The sequence below is a fragment of the Sphingomonas sp. ERG5 genome (assembly GCF_000803065.1).
Lineage (GTDB): Bacteria > Pseudomonadota > Alphaproteobacteria > Sphingomonadales > Sphingomonadaceae > Sphingomonas.
In genome coordinates, this window is the sequence record NZ_JSXI01000018.1 from 202,793 (window position 1) to 221,952 (window position 19,160).

Consider the following 19,160-nt stretch of genomic DNA (forward strand, 5'->3'; position numbering starts at 1 on the left):
CTAGCGCTTCTTCACGAACTCCGCGCGCAGGACGAGGCCTTTGATGCCTTCATAACGGCAATCGATTTCCTGGGGATCCCCGGTCAGCCGGATCGACTTGATCAGTGTGCCGCGCTTCAGCGTCTGGCCTGCGCCCTTGACCGTGAGGTCCTTGATCAGCGTGACCTGATCGCCATCGGCGAGCAGATTGCCGACCGAATCGCGCACCTCGATCGCGGCGGCGCCCTCGGCGCCGGCTTTGGCGCCGGCTTTGGCGTTCGCATCAGCCGCGCTGATCCATTCGCCGCTCACCTCGTCATAGACGAATGCGTCGTCATTCTCCGGCATGAAGGGCGGCGATCAGCTTTTAAGGGTCGTGATTTCGACCGCCTTGCCCTTGGTCGAGCTGTTGGCGGCGATCGTCTTGACCTTTTCCGCCTTGGGTTTGCGGACTTCCTTGTTCGATTTCTTCTGGCTCTTGGCCATGACGGCTCTCCTGAAGGGCGAGGCGCCCCTGGGGCCGTTCTACACGAAAAGCCGAAGTCCGGCATAAAAGCTTCGGATGGAAGGGCGGATAAGATCCGCCGGCAATTCGGGGGCCGGATCGGGCGCGGCGTTATCGCGGTCGCGCCCTGCCGGGCCTGGGGTTCAGCCGATCATGCTCGCGCCGTTGGCGGCATGCTGGCTGAGGATCATGAGGACGGTCATCGCAAAGGAAGCGAGGCCGATAAAGATGCTGCGAGTCATTGTCTGTGTCCGGGTCGAGGAACCTTCGGGTCAGGCGACCGGAAGGACGGGAACTGCTGCGCTGATCATCACGGCGGCAACGAAGAGTGATGCGACGAGCGAGAAGGCAACGCGCTGGGCGGATTCGAAACGGATGGACATGGTATTCACTCCCTGATTTTCGGCGATCCGGACCATCCGGTTGCCGATGCCAAGGGGATTGCACGGAGCGTGCCAGTTTTATAACTCATTGTATTTACGCAATAAGTAATTTTATTGCGGCGCAAATGCTCAGGGATTGCCAATTTACGCAGTATTTTTTGCCAATATTTGGCGCTGATCGGGTTCAGCCAATTTTGCCCCGGTTCCGGCCCGCATGTTTTGCGGCATAAAGCAGTGCATCCGCGCGCGCGAACACCGTCCCGAACTGTTCGTCCGCCGCCGCGCCGGTCAATCCCGCGGAGAAAGTGACGGCACCCAGCGGCTCGTCCGATTCGCGCAGGCGGTAGCGTTTGCCCGCGACGGTTTCGCGAGTATTCTCCAGCATCGCCATGGCGACGTCCCGCGGGATGCCCGTGAACAGGACGGCGAACTCCTCGCCGCCATAGCGCGCGACAAGATGCCCTTCGCAACCCAGGCGCAAGGCTTCGCCGATCGCCTTCAGCACCCGGTCGCCGATCATATGGCCGAACCGGTCGTTGACCCGTTTGAAATGGTCGATGTCGCAGACCGCGACGCAGACCGGGATGCCGGTTGCGACCTGTGCGGCATAGGCTTCTTCAAAGGCGCGGCGATTGGGCAGGTCGGTCAGCGGGTCGCGCCGCGCATTGTCACGCGCTTCTTCCAGCCGGGCGCGGAGTTCGGTCGCTTCGTGCGTCGCCGCTTCGAGCCGGGTTTCGGCTGTGCGCACCCGGTCCAGCATCCGCGTGGTGATGCGCACGACCTCATCGACGTCCAATGTTTCCGACCCGAGCGTGTCGTGCGCCAGCTTGTCATGGCTGTGCAGGATCGCATCCGCGCTGGCGGCGAGGTCGCGGCCAAAGCCTTCGGTCTCGGCGCGCATCGCCAGCACCATGTCGGTAAAGCCCTCGACCTGCATCTGGGTCTGGGCGACCAGCCCGTCGCTCCTGGCGCGGACCATCTGCTCGGTCGGAGTCGGCGGCGCGAGCGCGCCGATTTCTCCGCCGAGATTTTCGATGTCGCGCCGTGACAGGCACACGCCGCCATCCGTCAGATGGGCGACCGCCCGGGCCAGGGGGCCGTGAGTATCGGTAAGAACACGATAGGCAAAGGCATAGTGAAGCGGGTCGGGACTGAGGTGGTTGTCGCGCAGGAATTCACCGATGCGGCAGAAGAGCTGAGCCGACGTCTCATCGGTGTCTGCCACCCGCTGTGCACTCGCGCCCGTCATAGCCGCCTCTTCATCCCTTGCCACCGCGGCCTCCGCTCACCGAGCACGGCACGACTTCCCCTTCCGACAAAGGTGATAAGGTCGAACTGCTAATAACCGATGACCGACCGTAACGACTTCGTCGCCCGCTGTTATCAACGGGTGAAGGCGATGCCGATCCGCGCGTGGCTATCGCTGCTGTCGAACCGACTCAATGCTTCGCCGTAACCGGTAAAGGCCTGGCCGAAGAAATACAGCCCGACCGGACCGACCCTGGTCAACGGATAGGATATGAACAGCTCGCCGGAGCCCTTGCCCGTGCCCGGATTGCCGCGCACGGTGCCCGCGATCTTCAATCCGTCGGCTTGCGCGATCGAAGCGCTGAGCGAGGTATAGCCCCAATAACGGTCGAGATCGGTGCCGCGCCCGACGCGACTGGCGTAAAACCACGCTTGCGGCGTCAGTTCGAAGCGCCAGTCATTGCCCAGGTCGAAAGTCCTGGTCGCGCGAATGAAGATGCGGTTGACGTCGATCGACTGGCCGCCGGCCTCGCCGTTCGAATCATGGCGATAGCCAGCGGCAATGATCGCCGACCGGCCGATCGGCAATTCGGCGAACAGCTCGGGACTATAGGTCGTCGGACGGATCGGCCCCGATGGTCGGTCGAGCGCCCAGAACATCGTCTGGGTATAAGCGCCCTTCAGGCGCAAGCCGTCCGCGTCGCCGAGCAGCCGGATCGCGGCGCTGAACTGCATCTTGGCGCCGGCAGCGCCGGGGCCATAGACGCCATAGGTCGGTTCATAGGGGCTGATCCGGCCAGCAAGCGCGGTCGCGGTGCCGTTGGAACTGCGCGACAGCTCTTCTACCGGCGGCTTTGACGGTGCTGTGGCTTGTATCGGTGGGGCGTCGTTCGCGATGACCAGCTGAGTGGGCGTCCGGGCCGTCATCTGAACCGCGGCAAGGCGGTAGTGCATTCGTGCGAAGCCGCCCGGCGGCACCATCGCCTGCCCATCGGGCGCGGCGACGAGGCGCAGCTTGGCGCCGTCCTTCGCCACGGTTTCGATGGTGCCGGGGCCGGCGGCGGGCAGAGCGATATTGCCTTCGTTGAGCAGGAAGACCTCGACTCCCTCCCGGGCTGCGTCGGCGGTGGCGGGTGGCTCGACCAGCGGGCGAAGCTGGGCCGCGGCTGGCGTGGCGACGACCAGCAGCGCCAGAACGGGAGCGATGGCAAGGCTATGCATCGCGGCGTGATGCCAGCCGTTTGTTACGGAAGCGAGTCTCGATTAGCGGCTGGCGATCTGCGGCCGGGAAAGCTAGGCGAAGGCAATGCGCGTCTCTCCATCCGATATTGCCTTTGCCGACCGTCTCGCCGATGCGGCGGGCGCGGCGATCCGTCCCTATTTCCGTGAGCCTCACGGCCTGGAGGCGAAGGCCGATGCCTCGCCGGTCACGCTGGCCGATCGCGCCGCCGAACGCGCGATGCGCGCGCTGATCGAAGCCGCCTATCCCGACGATGCGATCATCGGTGAGGAATATGGCGTGCGGGAAGGCACCAGCGGCCGCGCCTGGGTGCTCGATCCGATCGACGGGACGCGCGCGTTCATTTCCGGCCGGCCGATCTTCGGCACGCTGATCGCCCTGGTCGTCGATGGCTGGCCGGTGATGGGTGTGCTCGACCAGCCGATCCTCAAGGAGCGCTGGCTTGGGGTGGTTGGGCGGCCAACCCTGTTCAACGGCCAGCCGGCCCGGACGCGGCGTTGTCCCGATCTTGCCCAGGCTTTGCTGGCGACCACGTCGCCCGCCTTGTTCGACGATGGCCAGCTCCATGCTTTCGAGCATCTCGAAGCCGGGGTGATGAGCACGGTGCTGGGCGGCGACTGTTATAATTATGGCGGTGTCGCCAGCGGCTGGCTCGATGTGGTGGTCGAGGCGGGGTTGAAGCTGCACGACTTCGCCGCGCTGGTGCCGATCGTCGAGGGGGCGGGCGGGCGGATGTGCGACTGGTCGGGCGACCCGCTGACCGCCGACAGCATCGGCGAGGTGATCGCGGAGGGCGATCCGGCCCGGGTCGAGGAAATTCTCGAAGCGCTGGGGTGCCGGGGGCATGAGCATGGCTAGGTGATGTCGCTCGCCGGGGAAATGAATCTTCCTGATGGTTGCATTTGCGACGACTCCCCGGTATGCGCCCGCCTTTCGCGAGTAAGAGGAACTGCCCGGCCGGTATGGGCTGCCGTGGCTGTTCATAAATCGTCGCGTTTATAAGGAGACGAAAATGCCCAAACTCAAGACGAAGAGCGGCGTCAAAAAGCGCTTCAAGCTCACTGCTACTGGTTTGTTGAAGCACGGCGTTGCCGGCAAGCGTCACCGCCTGCTGCATCACAACGGCAAATATATCCGCCAGAATCGCGGCACCAAGGTGCTGTCCAAGGCCGATACGGCAACGGTTAAGGCCTGGGCGCCTTACGGTCTCGGTTGAGCGGAAGGAATTAGAGAATGGCACGCGTCAAACGGGGTGTAACCACCCACGCCAAGCACAAGCGGGTACTTGAACAGGCGAAGGGCTTTTACGGCCGTCGCAAGAACACGATCCGTATCGCCCGTCAGGCCGTCGAAAAGGCCGGACAATACGCCTATCGCGACCGCAAGGTTAAGAAGCGTTCGTTCCGCGCCCTGTGGATTCAGCGCATCAACGCGGCCGTCCGCGTCGAAGGCCTGACCTATGGCACGTTCATGCACGGCCTGAAGCTCGCTGGCGTCGATCTCGACCGCAAGGTCCTGGCCGACATCGCGATGCACGAAGGTGCGGCGTTTAGCGCCATCATCGCTCAGGCGAAGGCGGCTCTGCCCCAGGCCGCCTGAGGCGACCTGTAGCGACCGAATTTGGGGCGCGGGAGGCTATGCTTCCCGCGCCCTTTTCGTTGGAATTCGAGGTTCATGATCACACTTCACGCCATGACCGACGCTGATTTCGCCTGGCTGCTGGGCGAAACGCCGATTCGCCCTCATGCGCTGACTCAGTGCGAAGGCGGCATCGGCCCGGTCGAGGTGACGGCGCTGATGCGCGACGTGACCCGGCGAGTCGTCGCCACCACCGATCGGCCGGTGGCGTGGATGATCGCCGATGGCGACGAAGTGGTCGGCATGGCCAGCTTCACCAGACAGGCGGCCGATGGTCGTTATGAAATCGGCTATGGTATCGCCCCGACACGCGAAGGGCGCGGCGTGATGACGCGCGCGATCGCGGCATTGCTGCCGCTGCTGCGTGCCGATGGCCATTCCGGCTTGACCGCCGAGACCAGCGTGGACAATCCGGGATCGCAGCGCGTGCTCGACAAGAACGGCTTCGTTCGAACCGGCACGCGTGACGATCCCGAAGACGGCGCGCTCATCACCTGGGCGATCGACCTGACCAGCAACGGAAGACCAGTATGACCGATCTCGACCAGATGCAGGGCGACCTATTGGCCGCGATTCAGGTTGCCGATGGCCTGGATGGCCTCGAATCAGTGCGCGTCAGCGCGCTTGGCAAGCAGGGCTCGGTCACGGCTCTGCTCAAGACGCTGGGCGGCATGTCGCCCGATGAGCGGCTGGTGCAGGGCCCGCGAATCCAGGGGCTGCGCGAGGCGGTGACCACCGCTTTGGCCGAGCGCAAGGCGCTGCTCGAACGCGCCGAGCTCGACGCGCGGCTGGCGCGCGAGACGATCGACATGACCTTGCCGGCCGATGTGCTGCCGGCGGGCACGATCCATCCGGTCAGCCAGGTGATGGACGAGCTGGCGGAAATCTTCGCCGATCTCGGTTTCGCGGTCGCGACGGGTCCGGAGATCGAGGACGACTGGTATAATTTCAGCGCGCTCAACATTCCAGAAACGCATCCGGCGCGGGCGATGCACGACACCTTCTATTTCCCCGAGGGCGGCGAGGGGGAGAAAAAGATGCTCCTGCGCACGCATACCTCACCGGTGCAGATCCGCGCGATGCAGGCGGCGGGCGGCGACAAGCCGATCCGCATCATTGCACCCGGCCGCACCTATCGCTCGGACAGCGACGCCACGCACACGCCGATGTTCCATCAGATCGAAGGACTGGTGATCGACAAGGGCATCACGCTCGGCCATCTCAAATGGACGCTGGAGACTTTCCTGCGTGCCTTTTTCGAACGCGATGACGTCGTGCTGCGGCTGCGCCCGAGCTACTTCCCCTTCACCGAACCCTCGGCGGAGGTCGATGTCGGTTACAGCCTGGTCAATGGCAAGCGCGTGATCGGCGGTTCGGACGGCTGGATGGAAGTGCTGGGCAGCGGCATGGTCCACCGCAAGGTGATCGCCGCCGGCGGCTATGATCCTGACCAGTGGCAGGGCTTTGCGTTCGGCTGCGGTATCGACCGGCTGGCGATGCTCAAATACGGCATGGACGATCTGCGCGCCTTTTTCGACGGCGATGCGCGCTGGTTGAAGCATTATGGATTCTCGGCGCTGGACGTACCCACGCTGAGCGGGGGAGTCGGCGCATGAAGTTCACCCTGACCTGGTTGCACGAGCATCTCGACACCAATGCCTCGCTCGACGCGATCGTCGAGGCGCTGACGCGTGTCGGCCTTGAAGTCGAAGGCGTGGAGAATCCGGGCGAGAAACTCGCCGCATTCAAGGTCGCAAAAGTGCTGAGCGCCGAGCGTCATCCGCAGGCCGACAAGCTCCAGGTGCTGTCGGTCGATGCCGGTGACGGCCCGATGCAGGTGGTGTGCGGTGCGCCCAATGCGCGCGAAGGACTGGTCGGCGTGTTCGGCGCCCCCGGCGCCTATGTGCCGGGCAGCGACATTACGCTGAAGGTCGCGGAGATTCGCGGCGTGGTGTCGAACGGCATGATGTGCTCGACGCGGGAGCTGGAATTGGGCGACGATCATGACGGGATCATCGAGCTGCCGGCCGATGCGCCGGTCGGCACGCCCTATCCCGATTATGCCGGGCTCAACGATCCGGTGATCGATGTCAGCGTCACGCCTAACAAGCAGGATTGCATGGGCGTGCGCGGCATTGCCCGCGATCTTGCGGCGGCGGGCCTGGGCACGCTCAAGCCATTGAAGGTCGATGCAGTGACCGGCACCGGCGAAGGACCGCAGGTCGGCACCGACGATCCCGAAGCCTGCCCCGCATTCTTCGGTCAATCGGTGTCGGGCGTGACCAATGGCGCGGCGCCGGCCTGGATGCAGGCGCGATTGAAGGCGATCGGACAGAAGCCGATCTCGGCTCTGGTCGACATCACCAATTATGTGATGTTCGATCTCGGCCGGCCGCTGCACGTCTATGACCGCGCCACGCTGACCGGCAGACTGGTGGCGCGCAAGGCGCGTGACGGCGAGCAGGTGCTGGCGCTCAACGGCAAGACCTATACGCTCGACGCGACCATGACGGTGATCGCCGATGAGGCGCAGGTGCATGATATTGGCGGCATCATGGGCGGCGAACATTCGGGCGCGTCGGACACCACGACCGACGTGCTGATCGAATGCGCCTATTTCGATCCCGACCATATCGCCCGCACCGGGCAGAAGCTCGGCCTGACCAGCGATGCGCGGCAGCGCTTCGAGCGCGGCGTCGATCCGGCGTTCCTCGATGACGGCATCGCCATTGCCGCGCGGCTGATCACCGAGATTTGCGGCGGGACCGCAAGCCAGGTGACGCGTGCCGGCACGCCGCCGGTCGAGGCGCGGAGCATCGCCTATGATCCGGCGCGCGCGGAAACGCTTGGCGGTCTTGCGGTCGCACCTGATCGGCAAAAGGCGATCCTCGAAAGCCTCGGCTTCACCGTCTCGCCCGACTGGCAGGTCGGCGTGCCGAGCTGGCGTCGCGATGTGGAGGGCTATCCCGACCTGGTCGAGGAAGTGATCCGCATCGAGGGTATCGACAATGTTCCCTCGACCCCACTGGAGCGCCTGCCCGGCGTGGCCAAGCCGACCGCCACGCCCGAGCAGAAGCTCGAGCGCCGCGTCCGTCGTGCCGCCGCCGCGCGTGGCCTCGATGAAGCGGTAACGTGGAGCTTCCTGTCCGAAGCCGAGGCCGCGCCGTTCGGTGGTGGCAGATGGAGCCTGGCCAATCCGATCAGCGAAGACCTGAAGGTGATGCGGCCGACCCTGCTTGCCGGACTGTTGTCGGCGACGGCGCGTAACCTCAAGCGCGGGCAGCAGAGCGTGCGCCTGTTCGAGGTCGGGCGGCGCTACCTTGCCGATGCCGAGCGGCCGACCTTGGGCGTGATCCTCGCCGGCAATGCGCGTCCCCGCGGCTGGCGTGGTGGCAAGGCAGCCGGTTTCGACGCGTTCGATGCCAAGGCCGAGGCGCTGGCACTACTCGTCGCGGCGGGTGCCCCGGTCGACAATCTGCAGGTCTTCGGAGAGGCAGGCGATGCCTGGCATCCCGGCCAGTCCGGCACGCTTCGGCTCGGGCCGAAAACGGTGCTGGCCGCGTTCGGCATGGTTCATCCGATCGTACTCAAGGCCTTCGACCTCGACGGTGCGGTCGCCGGGGTGGAACTGTATCTCGACGCGATCCCGCCGAAGCGCGCGACCGGCTTCATGCGCCCGGCCTATGCACCGCCTGCGCTGCAGGCCGTGACGCGCGATTTCGCTTTCCTCGTCCCGGCCGATCTTGCCGCCGATGCGCTGGTCCGTGCCGTGAAGGGCGCCGACAAGGCAGCGATCACCGCGGCGCGGCTGTTCGACGTCTTCACCGGCGCCGGCGTCGAGGACGGCAAGAAGAGCCTGGCGGTCGAAATCACGCTGCAGCCGAGCGCGAAGAGCTTCACCGATGAGGAGTTGAAGGCGGTCGCCGACAAGGTCGTCGCGGCGTCGGCGAAGCTTGGAGGGGTCCTGCGAGGGTGAGCCGTCAGTTTCCGTTCGTGTCGAGCGACGTCGAGACACGGATAGCGGGGACTGGCTGCTCGACTTCGCTCGACGCGAACGGATAAGGTGTGGAGTATGGCTGAAACCACACTTGTTCAAATCGCCAGCGACGGCCTCTCCGCCGCGATCGATCCCTATGGCGCGGAACTGACCTGGCTGCGCGATGCCGAAGGGCGCGACCTGATGACTGATGCCGATCCGGCGTTCTGGACCGGGCGAGCGCCGATCCTGTTCCCGATCGTCGGGCGGGTGAGCGACGATGTCATCCGGCTCGATGGTATCGAATACCCGATGCCCAAACACGGTTTCGCGCGGCGCACCGAGTTTGCCGTGGTTCGACAGGAAGCGTCGCGGGCAACCTTCCGGCTGGTCGACAGCAGCGAGACACAGGATAATTATCCGTTCCACTTTCTGCTCGAACTCGATTTCGTGCTGACTGGGACGGTGCTGACCATGACCGCGCGGATCGGCAATACGGGCGATGTGGCGATGCCCGCCAGCTTTGGTTGGCACCCCGCCTTTGCCTGGCCGTTGCCCTATGGCGTGGACCGTGCCGATCACCGCATCCGGTTCGAGCGGGACGAGCCAGGACAGTTGAAGCAGATCACCGAGGGCGGCTTCATCGCGACCGAGGAGCGGCCGTCGCCGGTCGAGGGCGATACGCTTGTCCTGCGCGATGCGCTGTTCGAGCATGATGCGCTGGTGTGGAATCCCGTGCGGTCGCAGCGGTTGAGCTATGGCGGTTCGACCGGCCCGACGCTCGACATCGAATTCCCCGATACGCCGATGCTTGGCATCTGGACCAAGCCGGGCGCGCATCATGTCTGTGTCGAACCGTGGCACGGCATCGCCGATCCGGAAGGCTATGCCGGCGATTTCCGCGCCAAGCGGGGCATATTCGAGCTCGCGCCGGGCGAAGAGCGGCAGATCGTGCTGCGCGTGACACTGGTGTCCTGAATCATCGTCTCTCGACTTCACGCGGGGCCAGCGGGTAGGGGATCGCGATGACGACCCCTTTCGACCATATTTCCGACCGGCGTACTTTTGCGATTATTTCGCATCCCGACGCCGGCAAGACCACATTGACCGAGAAATTGCTCTATTTCGGTGGCGCGATCCATCTCGCCGGCGAAGTGAAGGCGCGCGGGCAGAACCGGCGCGCCCGCTCCGACTGGATGAAGATCGAGCAGCAGCGCGGCATTTCGGTCACCTCGTCAGTGATGACCTTCGAAAAGGATGGCCTTACCTTCAACCTGCTCGATACGCCGGGCCATGAAGACTTTTCCGAAGATACGTATCGCACCCTGACCGCGGTCGATTCCGCGGTGATGGTGATCGACGCGGCGCGCGGCATCGAAGCGCAGACGCGCAAATTGTTCGAAGTGTGCCGGCTGCGTTCGGTGCCGATCATCACTTTCGTCAACAAGGTCGATCGCGAGGGCCGTCCGCCGTTCGAGCTGCTCGACGAGATTGCCGACATGCTCGCGCTCGACGTCACGCCGATGAGCTGGCCGGTCGGCATGGGCAGCGATTTCGAGGGCGTGTACGATCTCCACGCCAACACGCTGAGCCAGCCCGAAGGGCCGTCGCGTGAATTCATGGGCAAGGCGGTCGCGTTTACCGGGCTCGACGATCCGGCGCTGGCGAAGACCATTTCCGGGCCCGGCCTCGCGACGCTGCGTGACGAGGCGGAGCTGGCAATGGGCGGCTATGGCGCGTTCGATGTCGAAGCCTATCGTGCCGGCGACCAGACGCCGGTCTATTTCGGATCGGCGTTGAAGGATTTCGGCGTTGCCGAACTGATCGCCGCGCTCGGCACGCATGCGCCGGGCCCGCGTCCGCAACCGGCCGAGCCCGCGCCGGTTCTGCCAAGCCGTGCCGACGTCACTGGCTTCATCTTCAAGGTCCAGGCCAATATGGACCCCAATCACCGCGACCGTATCGCGTTCATGCGGTTGTGCTCGGGCACCTTCAAACGCGGCATGAAACTGACCCCGACCGGGCATGGCAAGCCAATCGCGGTGCATTCGCCGATCCTGTTCTTCGCGCAGAATCGCGAACTCGCCGATGAGGCGTTCCCGGGCGACATCATCGGCATTCCCAACCATGGCACGCTCAGGGTCGGCGATACGATGAGCGAGCGCGCCGATGTGCGCTTTACCGGCCTGCCCAATTTCGCGCCCGAAATCCTGCGCCGTGTCGCGCTGAAGGACCCGACCAAGACCAAGCAGCTGCGCAAGGCCCTGGACGACATGGCCGAGGAGGGCGTGACTCAGGTCTTCTATCCCGAGATCGGGTCGAACTGGATCATCGGCGTGGTCGGCCAGTTGCAGCTCGAAGTGCTACTCAGCCGGCTCGAGGCGGAATATAAGGTCGATGCCGGGCTGGAAATGGCGCCGTTCGACACCGCGCGCTGGGTCTCGGCGGAAAATCCGGCCGACCTCAAGGCGTTCATGGACGTCAATCGCAACGCGATGGCCAAGGACCGCGATGGCAATCCGGTCTATCTCGCCAAGACCGCCTGGGACGTGGGCTATGTGTCGGACCGCTATCCCAAGGTAAAATTCGCCGCGACGCGCGAACGTTAGGAAGGTCGTTCGCGCAGCGGCAATCCTGTTTTCGACGCTAAGAAAAAGCGCGCCGGGATAAGTCCGGCAGCGATGCTATGCCCGACCCTGAGTGATCGTTGAATCGCTGCCGGCACAAGGGCTGTGGGACGAGCAATTGCCGGTTTGAGAGGCAAATAGGGCGAGATATGTTACACCGATATGTAACATATCTCTCCCACCGCCGTCTTGCTGAGCCGGTAATATATTTATTATATTTCAGATGCTTAATATGATCTAAGACGCCGCTGGCTCGTCCACCCAGTCCTTGCGCAGCGGCTTGACCGCCACAAAGGCGAGGACCGTCGCGATCAGGTAGAAGCAAGCGACGATCACCGCCGAATAGCGCAGTGCCTCAGTCCCGAAACGCACGGTCAGCACGTCGGACAATGCGCCGATCGCGACCGATCCGACGCCGAGGCCGATCAGATTGTTGATCAGCAGGAAGCTGGCCGATGCCGTCGCGCGCATATGCGGCGGCACCAGATGCTGGACCGCGGTCGTGATCGGCCCGAGCCACAGGATGTTGAGCGCATTGGGGATGAGGAAGAAGCACCAGGCGATCACCGGCGACGGCGACAGGAAGCCGGCGACGAACAGCGGCGCCGTGATCAGCCAGGCGATCGCCGGCAGCTTGGCATAGGCGCCGCGATCGGCGCGCCCCATCCGGTCGGCGAGCACGCCGCCAAGGAACACGCCGCTGGCGCCGCCGATGAGCAGCAATGAGGCAAAATAGAGCGCGGTGGTCTGCAGGTCGAAATGATAGCTGCGGATCAGCAGCGACGGCACCCAGAAGGCGAGCCCGTATCCGGCCAGGCTGCTCATCGAGGCGGCGAACGCCATCAGCCAGAAGCTCGGCTTGCGCGCGAGAATCGCGAACACCGCGCCCACTGGCGCACGTCCGGCGACCGGCGCGGCGCGCCTGGGCTCCTTGACCACCAGGCGGAAGATCGGGGCGATGACGACGCCGGCGATGCCGACGGCGATGAAGGCCGCGCGCCAGTCGACATAGGCGGCGATGAACGCGCCGATCAGCGTCCCCCCGGCAAGGCCGATTGGAATGCCCATCGAATAGATGCCGAGCGCGCGTGCACGGCGCTCCGGCGGGAAATAATCGGCGATCAGCGCATAGGATGGCGCAACGCCGCCCGCTTCACCCACGCCGACACCGACGCGAAAGGCGAACAGGTGCCAGAAACTGGTCGCCACGCCGCACAGGGCGGTGAACAGGCTCCACACTGTCAGGCTGATGGTGATCACCCAGGAACGGCTGGTACGGTCGGCGATCAGCGCGAGCGGGATGGCCAAAGTGGAATAGAGCAGAGCGAAGGCCGGCCCGCCGAGCAGCCCCATTTGCGTATCGGTCAGCCCGAGCTCGGCCTTGATCGGCTGCACCAGGATGCCGAGGATCTGCCGGTCGAGGAAATTGAAGGTGTAGACGAGCAGCAGCATCGCCAGCACGAGGGCGGGATAGCGGCTGGAGGCAGGTGCGGGGGCTGTCGGCATCATCTGTCCCTGAAACGAGAGGACCGGAGGCTCGGGGTTTTCGAGCGTCCGGTCCAGCGTTCTTTTGTCGGTGTCGGTCCGTACTTTCAGAAACGGAAGCCGGCGGTCACGCTCCAGGTACGCGGATCGCCATAATAGGCGGTCTGGATATTGCCGATGGAGGAGAATTCCTGGCCATCGGTTTTGTAAAGCGACTTGGTCAGGTTCTTGACGCCGCCACGGACATAATATTTGCCGCCCGGCGCATCATATTGGACGAAGCCGTTGAGCAGCCAATAACCCTGTTCGGTCAGGCCCGGGCGATTGTCGACCGAGAGGAAATGCTTGTCGACGAAGCGCCCGTCGGCGCCGAAGGTCAGCGTGCCGGCACTGCCCAGCGGCACGACATAATCGGTCGAGGCCGAGAAAGTCAGCGGCGGGGCAAAAGCCGGCTGGCACACGATCTTCTTGCCGGTCGGGTTGCAAGAGAAGGCGGCGGCCGGCGCGCGGCGCGCATCGTTGAACTCGAGATATTTGGCGTTGAGATAGCCAAAGGTCGAGCGCAGCGTCCAATGTGTGGTCGGCCGGACCGTGGCCTCCGCCTCGATGCCCCAGATACGCAGCTTGCCCGCGTTGAGCACCGGCAACGCACCGCCCAGGCCGGTATTGTTGCCCGCGCCGACCCGCGCCTGGAAGTCCTTGTAGTCGGTGTAGAAGGCATTGGCCGCAAGGCTGACGCGCCCGCCAAGGAAATTGCCCTTGGCGCCCGCCTCGTAGCTCCACACCGATTCCGGCTTGAAATAGGGGCGGATCGTGGCGACGCCGTTCACGATTTCGGTGACATCGTTCAGGCTGTTGACGCGGCCGTTGAAACCGCCCGACTTGAAGCCGCGCGATGCGGATGCGTAGAGCAGCGTATCGCGCGTCGGCTTGAACGACAGCGTCGCGGACGGCGTCCAGGCGCCGAAGGTCACTTCGTTGCGCGCGTTGAGCGGTGCGGGCAGATTGTCGGGGAAGCGGAAGACGAGACCGTTGAGCGCTCCCAGGTTCGATGCGGTGGTGGTGAATCGGTTATACTGCTTCTCCTCCCGCGTGTAGCGCAGGCCGCCGGTGAGCGAGAGCCGATCGGTCAGATCATAGGTCAGCTGACCGAATGCGGCATAGCTTTTCAGCCGCTGGTCGTCGTCGATGAAGCGCGTGAAGGTGTAGTGCGTCGCCGGAGTCAGTTCGAACAGATCGTCGGCATAGGCTTCCTGATGCGATGTCACCTTCTCGTACAGATAATAGAGCCCGAACACGCCGTTCAGCCGGTCGGATGAATATTTGAGCTGCAGCTCCTGGCTCAGCTGATGCTGGCGTACGCCGACGAACACGTCGCCAAGCTCGAACTGCGTCGCGTCGATATCGATAAAGGCATCGGTCTTGAGCTTGCGATAGGCCGAGATCGAGGTCAGCGAAAAGGGCCCGCCAAGATCGATATTGGCGGTCAGCGATATGCCCCAATGATCGAGGTTCTGGCCCTGGCCGGGCGCAAGCGAAGTGCGCGCCTTGTAATCATAGGGTCCGAGCGGATTGGCCGGGCTCAGCACGCGCGTGCCGGCGGTGAAGCTGGTGGCGATCAGCGGCGCGGTGGCATAGCCGAGCGTCGGCGCGGTCTTCATCCGGGTATAGTCGGCGTTGATCAGGAATTCGACGCCGTCAGTCGGCGCGATGCGCAGGATACCGCGCCCGGCAAGCGTGTCGCGATCATTATATTTGCGCCCGGTGGTGGGATCGGTGACCAGCCCGTCGCGCTTATCATAGACGGCCGCGAGGCTGAGCGCGACCTTGTCGCCGACCAGCGGGGCGGAAGCATAACCATTGATCAGCCATTGATTATAGCTGCCATAGGTGACGCTGCCCGCTGCCTTCACGTCGGACAGGCTGGGCTTGCGGCTGACGACATTGACTGCGCCGCCGATCGTGTTCTTGCCGTAGAGCGTGCCCTGCGGCCCGCGCAGCACTTCGATCCGCTCGACATCGAACAGGTTGAACAAGGCGCCCTGGATGCGGCTGATATAGACGCCGTCGACATAGATGCCGACCGCCGGATCGAAAGTCTGCAGCGCATCGGGCTGGCCAATGCCGCGAATGAAGATATTGGCGTTGGTCGAGGTGCCGCGGCCCTGCACCAGATTGACGTTGGGCACTGAGCCTTGAATGCCCGCAAGATCGGTCGCCTGCAGCTTGCTGAGCTGCTCGGCCGAGATCGCGCTCACCGCGATCGGTACATCGACCAGCCGTTCTTCGCGCTTGCGGGCGATCACGACGATATCCCCGATCTCTTCGTCCGACACTTGCGCATCGGCAAGCTGCGGATCGGCCGCCTGGCTGGCCTGCGCAAAAGCGGGCATGGCGGCGAAGGCGGCGAGCGCCACACCGGCGCTGAGCAGGATTCGTGCAGATGTATGGCGTGACATGTCGTCTTCCCCTCCTGATGCGCTTCGCAAGATGCGGCCGGTATCATCCGGGTTGTGCGCCGTTCGTGGACGCTATACTGAAACATGAACCAGGTTTCAACTTGGACGTAAGGGGATGGTCAAAATGGCTGGCGAGCGTGTCGAAATGGCAACGCGGGAGCAGAACGGGTCAGATCAGGTCGAGCGCGATCGCGGCGCGAGCGCGGCGGGGGCGGGCAAGGCCCCGCGTACCGAGCGTGGTCGCAGGACGATGCGCGCGATTCTCGATGCCGCCGCGCTGGAATTCGGCGAGCGTGGTTTCCACGAGGCGTCGATCAGCGGCATCACGCGCCGCGCCGGTGTCGCGCTGGGCAGTTTCTATACCTATTTCGATTCGAAGGATGCGGTGTTCCGGGCGCTGGTCCGCGACATGTCGGACCAGGTTCGCGACCATGTCGCGCCGCTGATTCGCGCCGCGCCCGACCAGCTTGCCGCCGAACGTGCCGGCCTGCTGCACTTCATCGAATTCGTGCGCGGCCACAAGGAATTGTACCGCATCATCGACGAGGCCGAGTTCGTCGACCCCGAAAGCTTCCGGCTGCATTATGCCACCACCGCCGAGCGTATCGCCAAACGGCTTCAGGCGGCGGCGACGCGCGGTGAGGTGCGTGGCGACGTGTCCGAGGTCCATGCCTGGGCGATCATGGGAATGAACGTGTTTCTCGGCTTGCGCTACGGCGTATGGGAGGAGGATGTGTCGCCCGAGGCGGTGGCGGAAACGATCGGCGATATGCTCGCCACCGGAATCGCGCCGCGCTGAACCGGGCGGATCCCGGCGGGAAAGGCCCTAAAGCTGGTCGTCCCGCAAGGCCTTGACCAGGGTATCGCGTACCGCTTTCAGGGCCCGCGTGTCGCTGCCGCCACTCCTGCTGCCGCCGCCATCACCGCCGGACGGCCGCTTTCCTTCCGCCGCGAGCAATTTCTGCACGCCGCGGATGGTATAGCCCTCCTGGTCGAGCAGCGCGCTGATCCGCAGCACCAGCGCGACATCGTCGGGCCGATAATAGCGGCGCCGTCCCGCGCGTTGCAGTGGGCGCAACTGCGGAAAGCGCGTTTCCCAATACCGTAGAATATGCTGCGGAATGCCCGCTTCGTGCGACAGTTCGCCGATCGTCCGAAACGCCCCCGCCGCCTTGTCGGAGACGACCACCATGATTCGATCAGCTGCCGCTGACGATACGGTCGCGCATCATCTGGCTGGCGCGGAAGGTCAGGACCCGGCGCGGTGCGATCGGCACTTCGACGCCGGTCTTGGGATTCCGGCCGACTCGCTCGCCCTTGTCGCGCAGGACGAAGGTGCCGAAGCCGGAAATCTTCACATTCTCGCCCTTGGCGAGCGCTTCGCACATGTGCCCGAGAATATGTTCGACCAGTTTGGCCGAGTCGGCACGCGACAGCCCCACCTGATGATGTAGTGATTCGGCCAGATCAGCTCTTGTCAGCGTACCCGCAGTCGCCATGTGATTCCCTCCCCCATAGCGTGGCAGAAAGCCTGCCTAACACAATGAGGTAGCGGACCGAAAGGGGTTTGTGACGCTAGCGTTTCAATGACATTAATGTCTACATTTATGTCAATTAAAACCGGACGACGGCGGCACCCCAGGTGAAGCCGCCACCCATCGCTTCCAGCACGATCAGCTGGCCGGGTTTGATCCGTCCGTCGCGCACGGCGGTGTCGAGCGCGAGCGGCACCGATGCGGCCGATGTATTGGCGTGCTGGTCGACCGTCACCACGACCTTCTCCGGCGCAAGGCCAAGCTTGCGTGCGGTCGCGTCGAGGATACGGGCATTGGCCTGATGCGGCACGACCCAGTCGACATCGTCGGAAGTCAGGCCGGCGGCGGCGAGTGATTCGCCCATCACCGTCGCCAGATTGACCACGGCGTGGCGGAACACCTCGCGTCCCTTCATGCGGACCTTGCCGACCGTGCCGGTGGTCGAGGGACCCCCATCGACATAGAGAAGCTCATTGTGGCGGCCATCGGCGTGCAGCTTGGTGGCGAGGATGCCGCGCGTGCCGTCACCTTCGTCGGCTTCGAGCACGATCGCGCCCGCGCCGTCGCCGAACAGCACGCAGGTGGTGCGATCTTCCCAATCGAGGATGCGGCTGAAGGTTTCGGCGCCGATCACCAGCGCGCAACGGTACACGCCGGCGCGAATCATGCTGTCGGCGACCTGCACCGCATAGAGAAAGCCCGAACAGACCGCGGCGACGTCGAATGCGACGCAATCGTCGATGCCGAGCATCGCCTGCACCTTGGTCGCGCTGGCCGGGAACGTCTGGTCGGGGGTGGCGGTCGCCAGCACGATCAGGTCGACGTCCTGCGCGGATCGGCCGGCGGCGACAAGCGCCGCGCGGCATGCGTCGGCGGCGAGCGTCGCGGTCGTTTCATCGGGACCGGCGATATGGCGAAAGCGGATGCCGGTGCGTTCGACGATCCATTCGTCGGTCGTGTCGACGGTTTCGGCCAGTTCGGCATTCGACACGCGACGCGTCGGCAGCGCCGATCCGGTACCGGTGATCACACTGCGAATCATGCCGCTTTAGCCTCGAAATTGCCGAGGTCCTCGGCGATGCGACGGGTCAGATCGTCGCGCACCATCTTGGCGGCGGCGGCGATCGCGGTCGCCACGCCGATTTCATTGGCGCCGCCATGACTTTTCACGACCAAGCCGTTGAGCCCGAGAAACACCGCGCCATTATGATTGTTGGGGTCGAGATGATGGCGCAGCAATTCGGTCGCCGGCTTGGAGATCAGGAACCCGATCTTGGAGCGAATCGAACTGCGAAACGCGCGCTTCAACAGGTCGGCGACGAATCGCGCCGTGCCCTCGGCGGTCTTGAGCGCGATATTACCGGAAAAACCGTCGCACACGATCACATCGACATCGCCATGCGACAATTGATCGCCTTCGACGAAACCGGAAAAGGTCATCGGCAGATGCGTCGCGGCCTTCAGGTCGCGGGCGGCGTCGCGAATCTCGTCGGTGCCCTTCTGATCCTCGCTGCCGATATTGAGCAGGGCGACGCGCGGTGACGCGAGATCAAGCGTGGTGCGGGCATAGGCCGCGCCCATCACCGCGAACTGCACCAGGTTGCGCGCATCGCATTCGGTATTGGCGCCAAGGTCGAGCACGACCACGTCATTGGCGCCCAGCGTCGGCAGCAAGGCGGCGAGCGCGGGGCGATCGATGCCAGGGATCATGCGCAGCGACAGCTTGGCCATCGCCATCAGCGCACCGGTATTGCCCGACGAGACGCAGGCGGCGGCGCGGCCCTGCTTCACCATGTCGATCGCAATGCCCATCGAGGTTGTCTTGGCGCGGCGCAGCGCCTGGCCGGGCTTGTCGCTCGACCCGACCACTTCCGGCGCATGAACGATCTCGGAATGCGCGGTCAGGTTCGGGTGACTAAGCAATCCGTCACGGATCGCCGTCTCGTCACCAACCAGGATGAACTGCATCTCGGGAAAACGGCGGCGCGCACGCGCGACGCCGGCCAGCATCACTGCCAGTCCCTTGTCACCGCCCATCGCATCGACGGCGATCCGGGAGCTGTTCGACACGTCGCTTGCCCCCTT

19 protein-coding genes are annotated in these 19,160 nt (G+C 64.3%); 9 read left to right on the plus strand and 10 right to left on the minus strand.

Features of this window, described 5'->3' with window-relative positions:
* The 4 genes from OO12_RS06470 to OO12_RS06480 all read right to left on the minus strand — a co-directional run bounded on the left by OO12_RS06470 (position 1) and on the right by OO12_RS06480 (position 3,336).
* A complete protein-coding gene (locus tag OO12_RS06470) occupies positions 1-327 on the minus strand; it encodes an alkylphosphonate utilization protein (protein WP_034157816.1) in 327 nt (108 codons plus the stop codon).
* Between the two features lie 12 nt (positions 328-339).
* Positions 340-465 (minus strand): hypothetical protein, encoded by a 126-nt coding sequence (locus tag OO12_RS29270; protein ID WP_261300299.1) that lies wholly within the window; start codon positions 463-465, stop codon positions 340-342.
* A 586-nt stretch (positions 466-1,051) separates the two neighbouring features.
* Entirely contained in the window at positions 1,052-2,092 is a 1,041-nt protein-coding gene (locus OO12_RS06475) for a GGDEF domain-containing protein (protein ID WP_327196004.1), read from the minus strand.
* A gap of 158 nt (positions 2,093-2,250) precedes the next feature.
* Complete coding sequence (locus OO12_RS06480) at positions 2,251-3,336, minus strand: phospholipase A (protein WP_034157818.1); 1,086 nt, start codon at positions 3,334-3,336, stop codon at positions 2,251-2,253.
* Between the two features lie 85 nt (positions 3,337-3,421).
* Here OO12_RS06480 and hisN point away from each other — a divergent pair, with 85 nt between their 5' ends.
* The 8 genes from hisN (at position 3,422) to OO12_RS06520 (ending at position 11,578) form a co-directional block, all read left to right on the plus strand.
* Complete coding sequence (gene hisN / locus OO12_RS06485; RefSeq protein WP_034157819.1) at positions 3,422-4,213, plus strand: histidinol-phosphatase; 792 nt, start codon at positions 3,422-3,424, stop codon at positions 4,211-4,213.
* Positions 4,214-4,367: 154 nt separating this feature from the next.
* Positions 4,368-4,571, plus strand: a complete 204-nt coding sequence (gene rpmI / locus OO12_RS06490; RefSeq protein WP_034157820.1) for a 50S ribosomal protein L35 — start codon at positions 4,368-4,370, stop codon at positions 4,569-4,571.
* A 17-nt stretch (positions 4,572-4,588) separates the two neighbouring features.
* Positions 4,589-4,954, plus strand: coding sequence for a 50S ribosomal protein L20 (gene rplT, locus OO12_RS06495; protein WP_034157821.1), 366 nt, complete (start codon positions 4,589-4,591; stop codon positions 4,952-4,954).
* Between the two features lie 75 nt (positions 4,955-5,029).
* Positions 5,030-5,527, plus strand: coding sequence for a GNAT family N-acetyltransferase (locus tag OO12_RS06500; RefSeq protein WP_200887393.1), 498 nt, complete (start codon positions 5,030-5,032; stop codon positions 5,525-5,527).
* A complete protein-coding gene (pheS, locus tag OO12_RS06505) occupies positions 5,524-6,609 on the plus strand; it encodes a phenylalanine--tRNA ligase subunit alpha (protein WP_034157823.1) in 1,086 nt (361 codons plus the stop codon). The genes OO12_RS06500 and pheS overlap by 4 nt, the downstream gene beginning before the upstream one ends.
* Complete coding sequence (pheT, locus tag OO12_RS06510; protein WP_034157824.1) at positions 6,606-8,969, plus strand: phenylalanine--tRNA ligase subunit beta; 2,364 nt, start codon at positions 6,606-6,608, stop codon at positions 8,967-8,969. The genes pheS and pheT overlap by 4 nt, the downstream gene beginning before the upstream one ends.
* 96 nt (positions 8,970-9,065) lie before the next feature.
* On the plus strand, positions 9,066-9,947 hold the full coding sequence (locus OO12_RS06515) for an aldose 1-epimerase family protein (RefSeq protein WP_034157825.1): 882 nt from the start codon (positions 9,066-9,068) through the stop codon (positions 9,945-9,947).
* 47 nt (positions 9,948-9,994) lie between these two features.
* A complete protein-coding gene (locus OO12_RS06520) occupies positions 9,995-11,578 on the plus strand; it encodes a peptide chain release factor 3 (protein ID WP_034157826.1) in 1,584 nt (527 codons plus the stop codon).
* A 255-nt stretch (positions 11,579-11,833) separates the two neighbouring features.
* Here the strand turns inward: OO12_RS06520 and OO12_RS06525 are convergent, their stop codons facing one another.
* Both OO12_RS06525 and OO12_RS06530 read right to left on the minus strand, forming a co-directional pair.
* Positions 11,834-13,105 (minus strand): spinster family MFS transporter, encoded by a 1,272-nt coding sequence (locus tag OO12_RS06525; RefSeq protein ID WP_034157827.1) that lies wholly within the window; start codon positions 13,103-13,105, stop codon positions 11,834-11,836.
* 83 nt (positions 13,106-13,188) lie between these two features.
* Complete coding sequence (locus tag OO12_RS06530; RefSeq protein ID WP_034157828.1) at positions 13,189-15,540, minus strand: TonB-dependent receptor; 2,352 nt, start codon at positions 15,538-15,540, stop codon at positions 13,189-13,191.
* Between the two features lie 124 nt (positions 15,541-15,664).
* On the opposite strand from OO12_RS06530, the gene OO12_RS06535 reads away from it, so the two are divergent.
* Positions 15,665-16,339, plus strand: a complete 675-nt coding sequence (locus OO12_RS06535) for a TetR/AcrR family transcriptional regulator (protein WP_034157995.1) — start codon at positions 15,665-15,667, stop codon at positions 16,337-16,339.
* A gap of 27 nt (positions 16,340-16,366) precedes the next feature.
* Here the strand turns inward: OO12_RS06535 and OO12_RS06540 are convergent, their stop codons facing one another.
* From OO12_RS06540 to plsX, 4 genes are all read right to left on the minus strand, one after another.
* On the minus strand, positions 16,367-16,732 hold the full coding sequence (locus OO12_RS06540) for a MerR family transcriptional regulator (RefSeq protein WP_034157829.1): 366 nt from the start codon (positions 16,730-16,732) through the stop codon (positions 16,367-16,369).
* 7 nt (positions 16,733-16,739) lie between these two features.
* Positions 16,740-17,039, minus strand: a complete 300-nt coding sequence (locus OO12_RS06545; RefSeq protein ID WP_034157830.1) for an integration host factor subunit alpha — start codon at positions 17,037-17,039, stop codon at positions 16,740-16,742.
* A gap of 115 nt (positions 17,040-17,154) precedes the next feature.
* Positions 17,155-18,117: a beta-ketoacyl-ACP synthase III gene (locus tag OO12_RS06550; protein ID WP_034157831.1), complete on the minus strand. Its 963-nt coding sequence runs from the start codon at positions 18,115-18,117 to the stop codon at positions 17,155-17,157.
* Positions 18,114-19,145, minus strand: coding sequence for a phosphate acyltransferase PlsX (plsX, locus tag OO12_RS06555; protein ID WP_034157832.1), 1,032 nt, complete (start codon positions 19,143-19,145; stop codon positions 18,114-18,116). Before plsX ends, OO12_RS06550 begins: the two co-directional genes overlap by 4 nt.
* Positions 19,146-19,160 lie beyond the last annotated feature (15 nt).

Excerpts from the sequence above, each read along its gene's own strand:
- OO12_RS06470 (WP_034157816.1), bottom strand. The coding sequence starts at position 327 with ATGCCGGAGAATGACGACGCATTCGTCTATGACGAGGTGAGCGGCGAA.
- OO12_RS29270 (WP_261300299.1), bottom strand. The coding sequence starts at position 465 with ATGGCCAAGAGCCAGAAGAAATCGAACAAGGAAGTCCGCAAACCCAAG.
- OO12_RS06480 (WP_034157818.1), bottom strand. The coding sequence starts at position 3,336 with ATGCATAGCCTTGCCATCGCTCCCGTTCTGGCGCTGCTGGTCGTCGCC.
- hisN (WP_034157819.1), top strand. The coding sequence starts at position 3,422 with ATGCGCGTCTCTCCATCCGATATTGCCTTTGCCGACCGTCTCGCCGAT.
- rpmI (WP_034157820.1), top strand. The coding sequence starts at position 4,368 with ATGCCCAAACTCAAGACGAAGAGCGGCGTCAAAAAGCGCTTCAAGCTC.
- rplT (WP_034157821.1), top strand. The coding sequence starts at position 4,589 with ATGGCACGCGTCAAACGGGGTGTAACCACCCACGCCAAGCACAAGCGG.
- OO12_RS06500 (WP_200887393.1), top strand. The coding sequence starts at position 5,030 with ATGATCACACTTCACGCCATGACCGACGCTGATTTCGCCTGGCTGCTG.
- pheS (WP_034157823.1), top strand. The coding sequence starts at position 5,524 with ATGACCGATCTCGACCAGATGCAGGGCGACCTATTGGCCGCGATTCAG.
- pheT (WP_034157824.1), top strand. The coding sequence starts at position 6,606 with ATGAAGTTCACCCTGACCTGGTTGCACGAGCATCTCGACACCAATGCC.
- OO12_RS06515 (WP_034157825.1), top strand. The coding sequence starts at position 9,066 with ATGGCTGAAACCACACTTGTTCAAATCGCCAGCGACGGCCTCTCCGCC.
- OO12_RS06520 (WP_034157826.1), top strand. The coding sequence starts at position 9,995 with ATGACGACCCCTTTCGACCATATTTCCGACCGGCGTACTTTTGCGATT.
- OO12_RS06525 (WP_034157827.1), bottom strand. The coding sequence starts at position 13,105 with ATGATGCCGACAGCCCCCGCACCTGCCTCCAGCCGCTATCCCGCCCTC.
- OO12_RS06530 (WP_034157828.1), bottom strand. The coding sequence starts at position 15,540 with ATGTCACGCCATACATCTGCACGAATCCTGCTCAGCGCCGGTGTGGCG.
- OO12_RS06535 (WP_034157995.1), top strand. The coding sequence starts at position 15,665 with ATGGCTGGCGAGCGTGTCGAAATGGCAACGCGGGAGCAGAACGGGTCA.
- OO12_RS06540 (WP_034157829.1), bottom strand. The coding sequence starts at position 16,732 with ATGGTGGTCGTCTCCGACAAGGCGGCGGGGGCGTTTCGGACGATCGGC.
- OO12_RS06545 (WP_034157830.1), bottom strand. The coding sequence starts at position 17,039 with ATGGCGACTGCGGGTACGCTGACAAGAGCTGATCTGGCCGAATCACTA.
- OO12_RS06550 (WP_034157831.1), bottom strand. The coding sequence starts at position 18,117 with ATGATTCGCAGTGTGATCACCGGTACCGGATCGGCGCTGCCGACGCGT.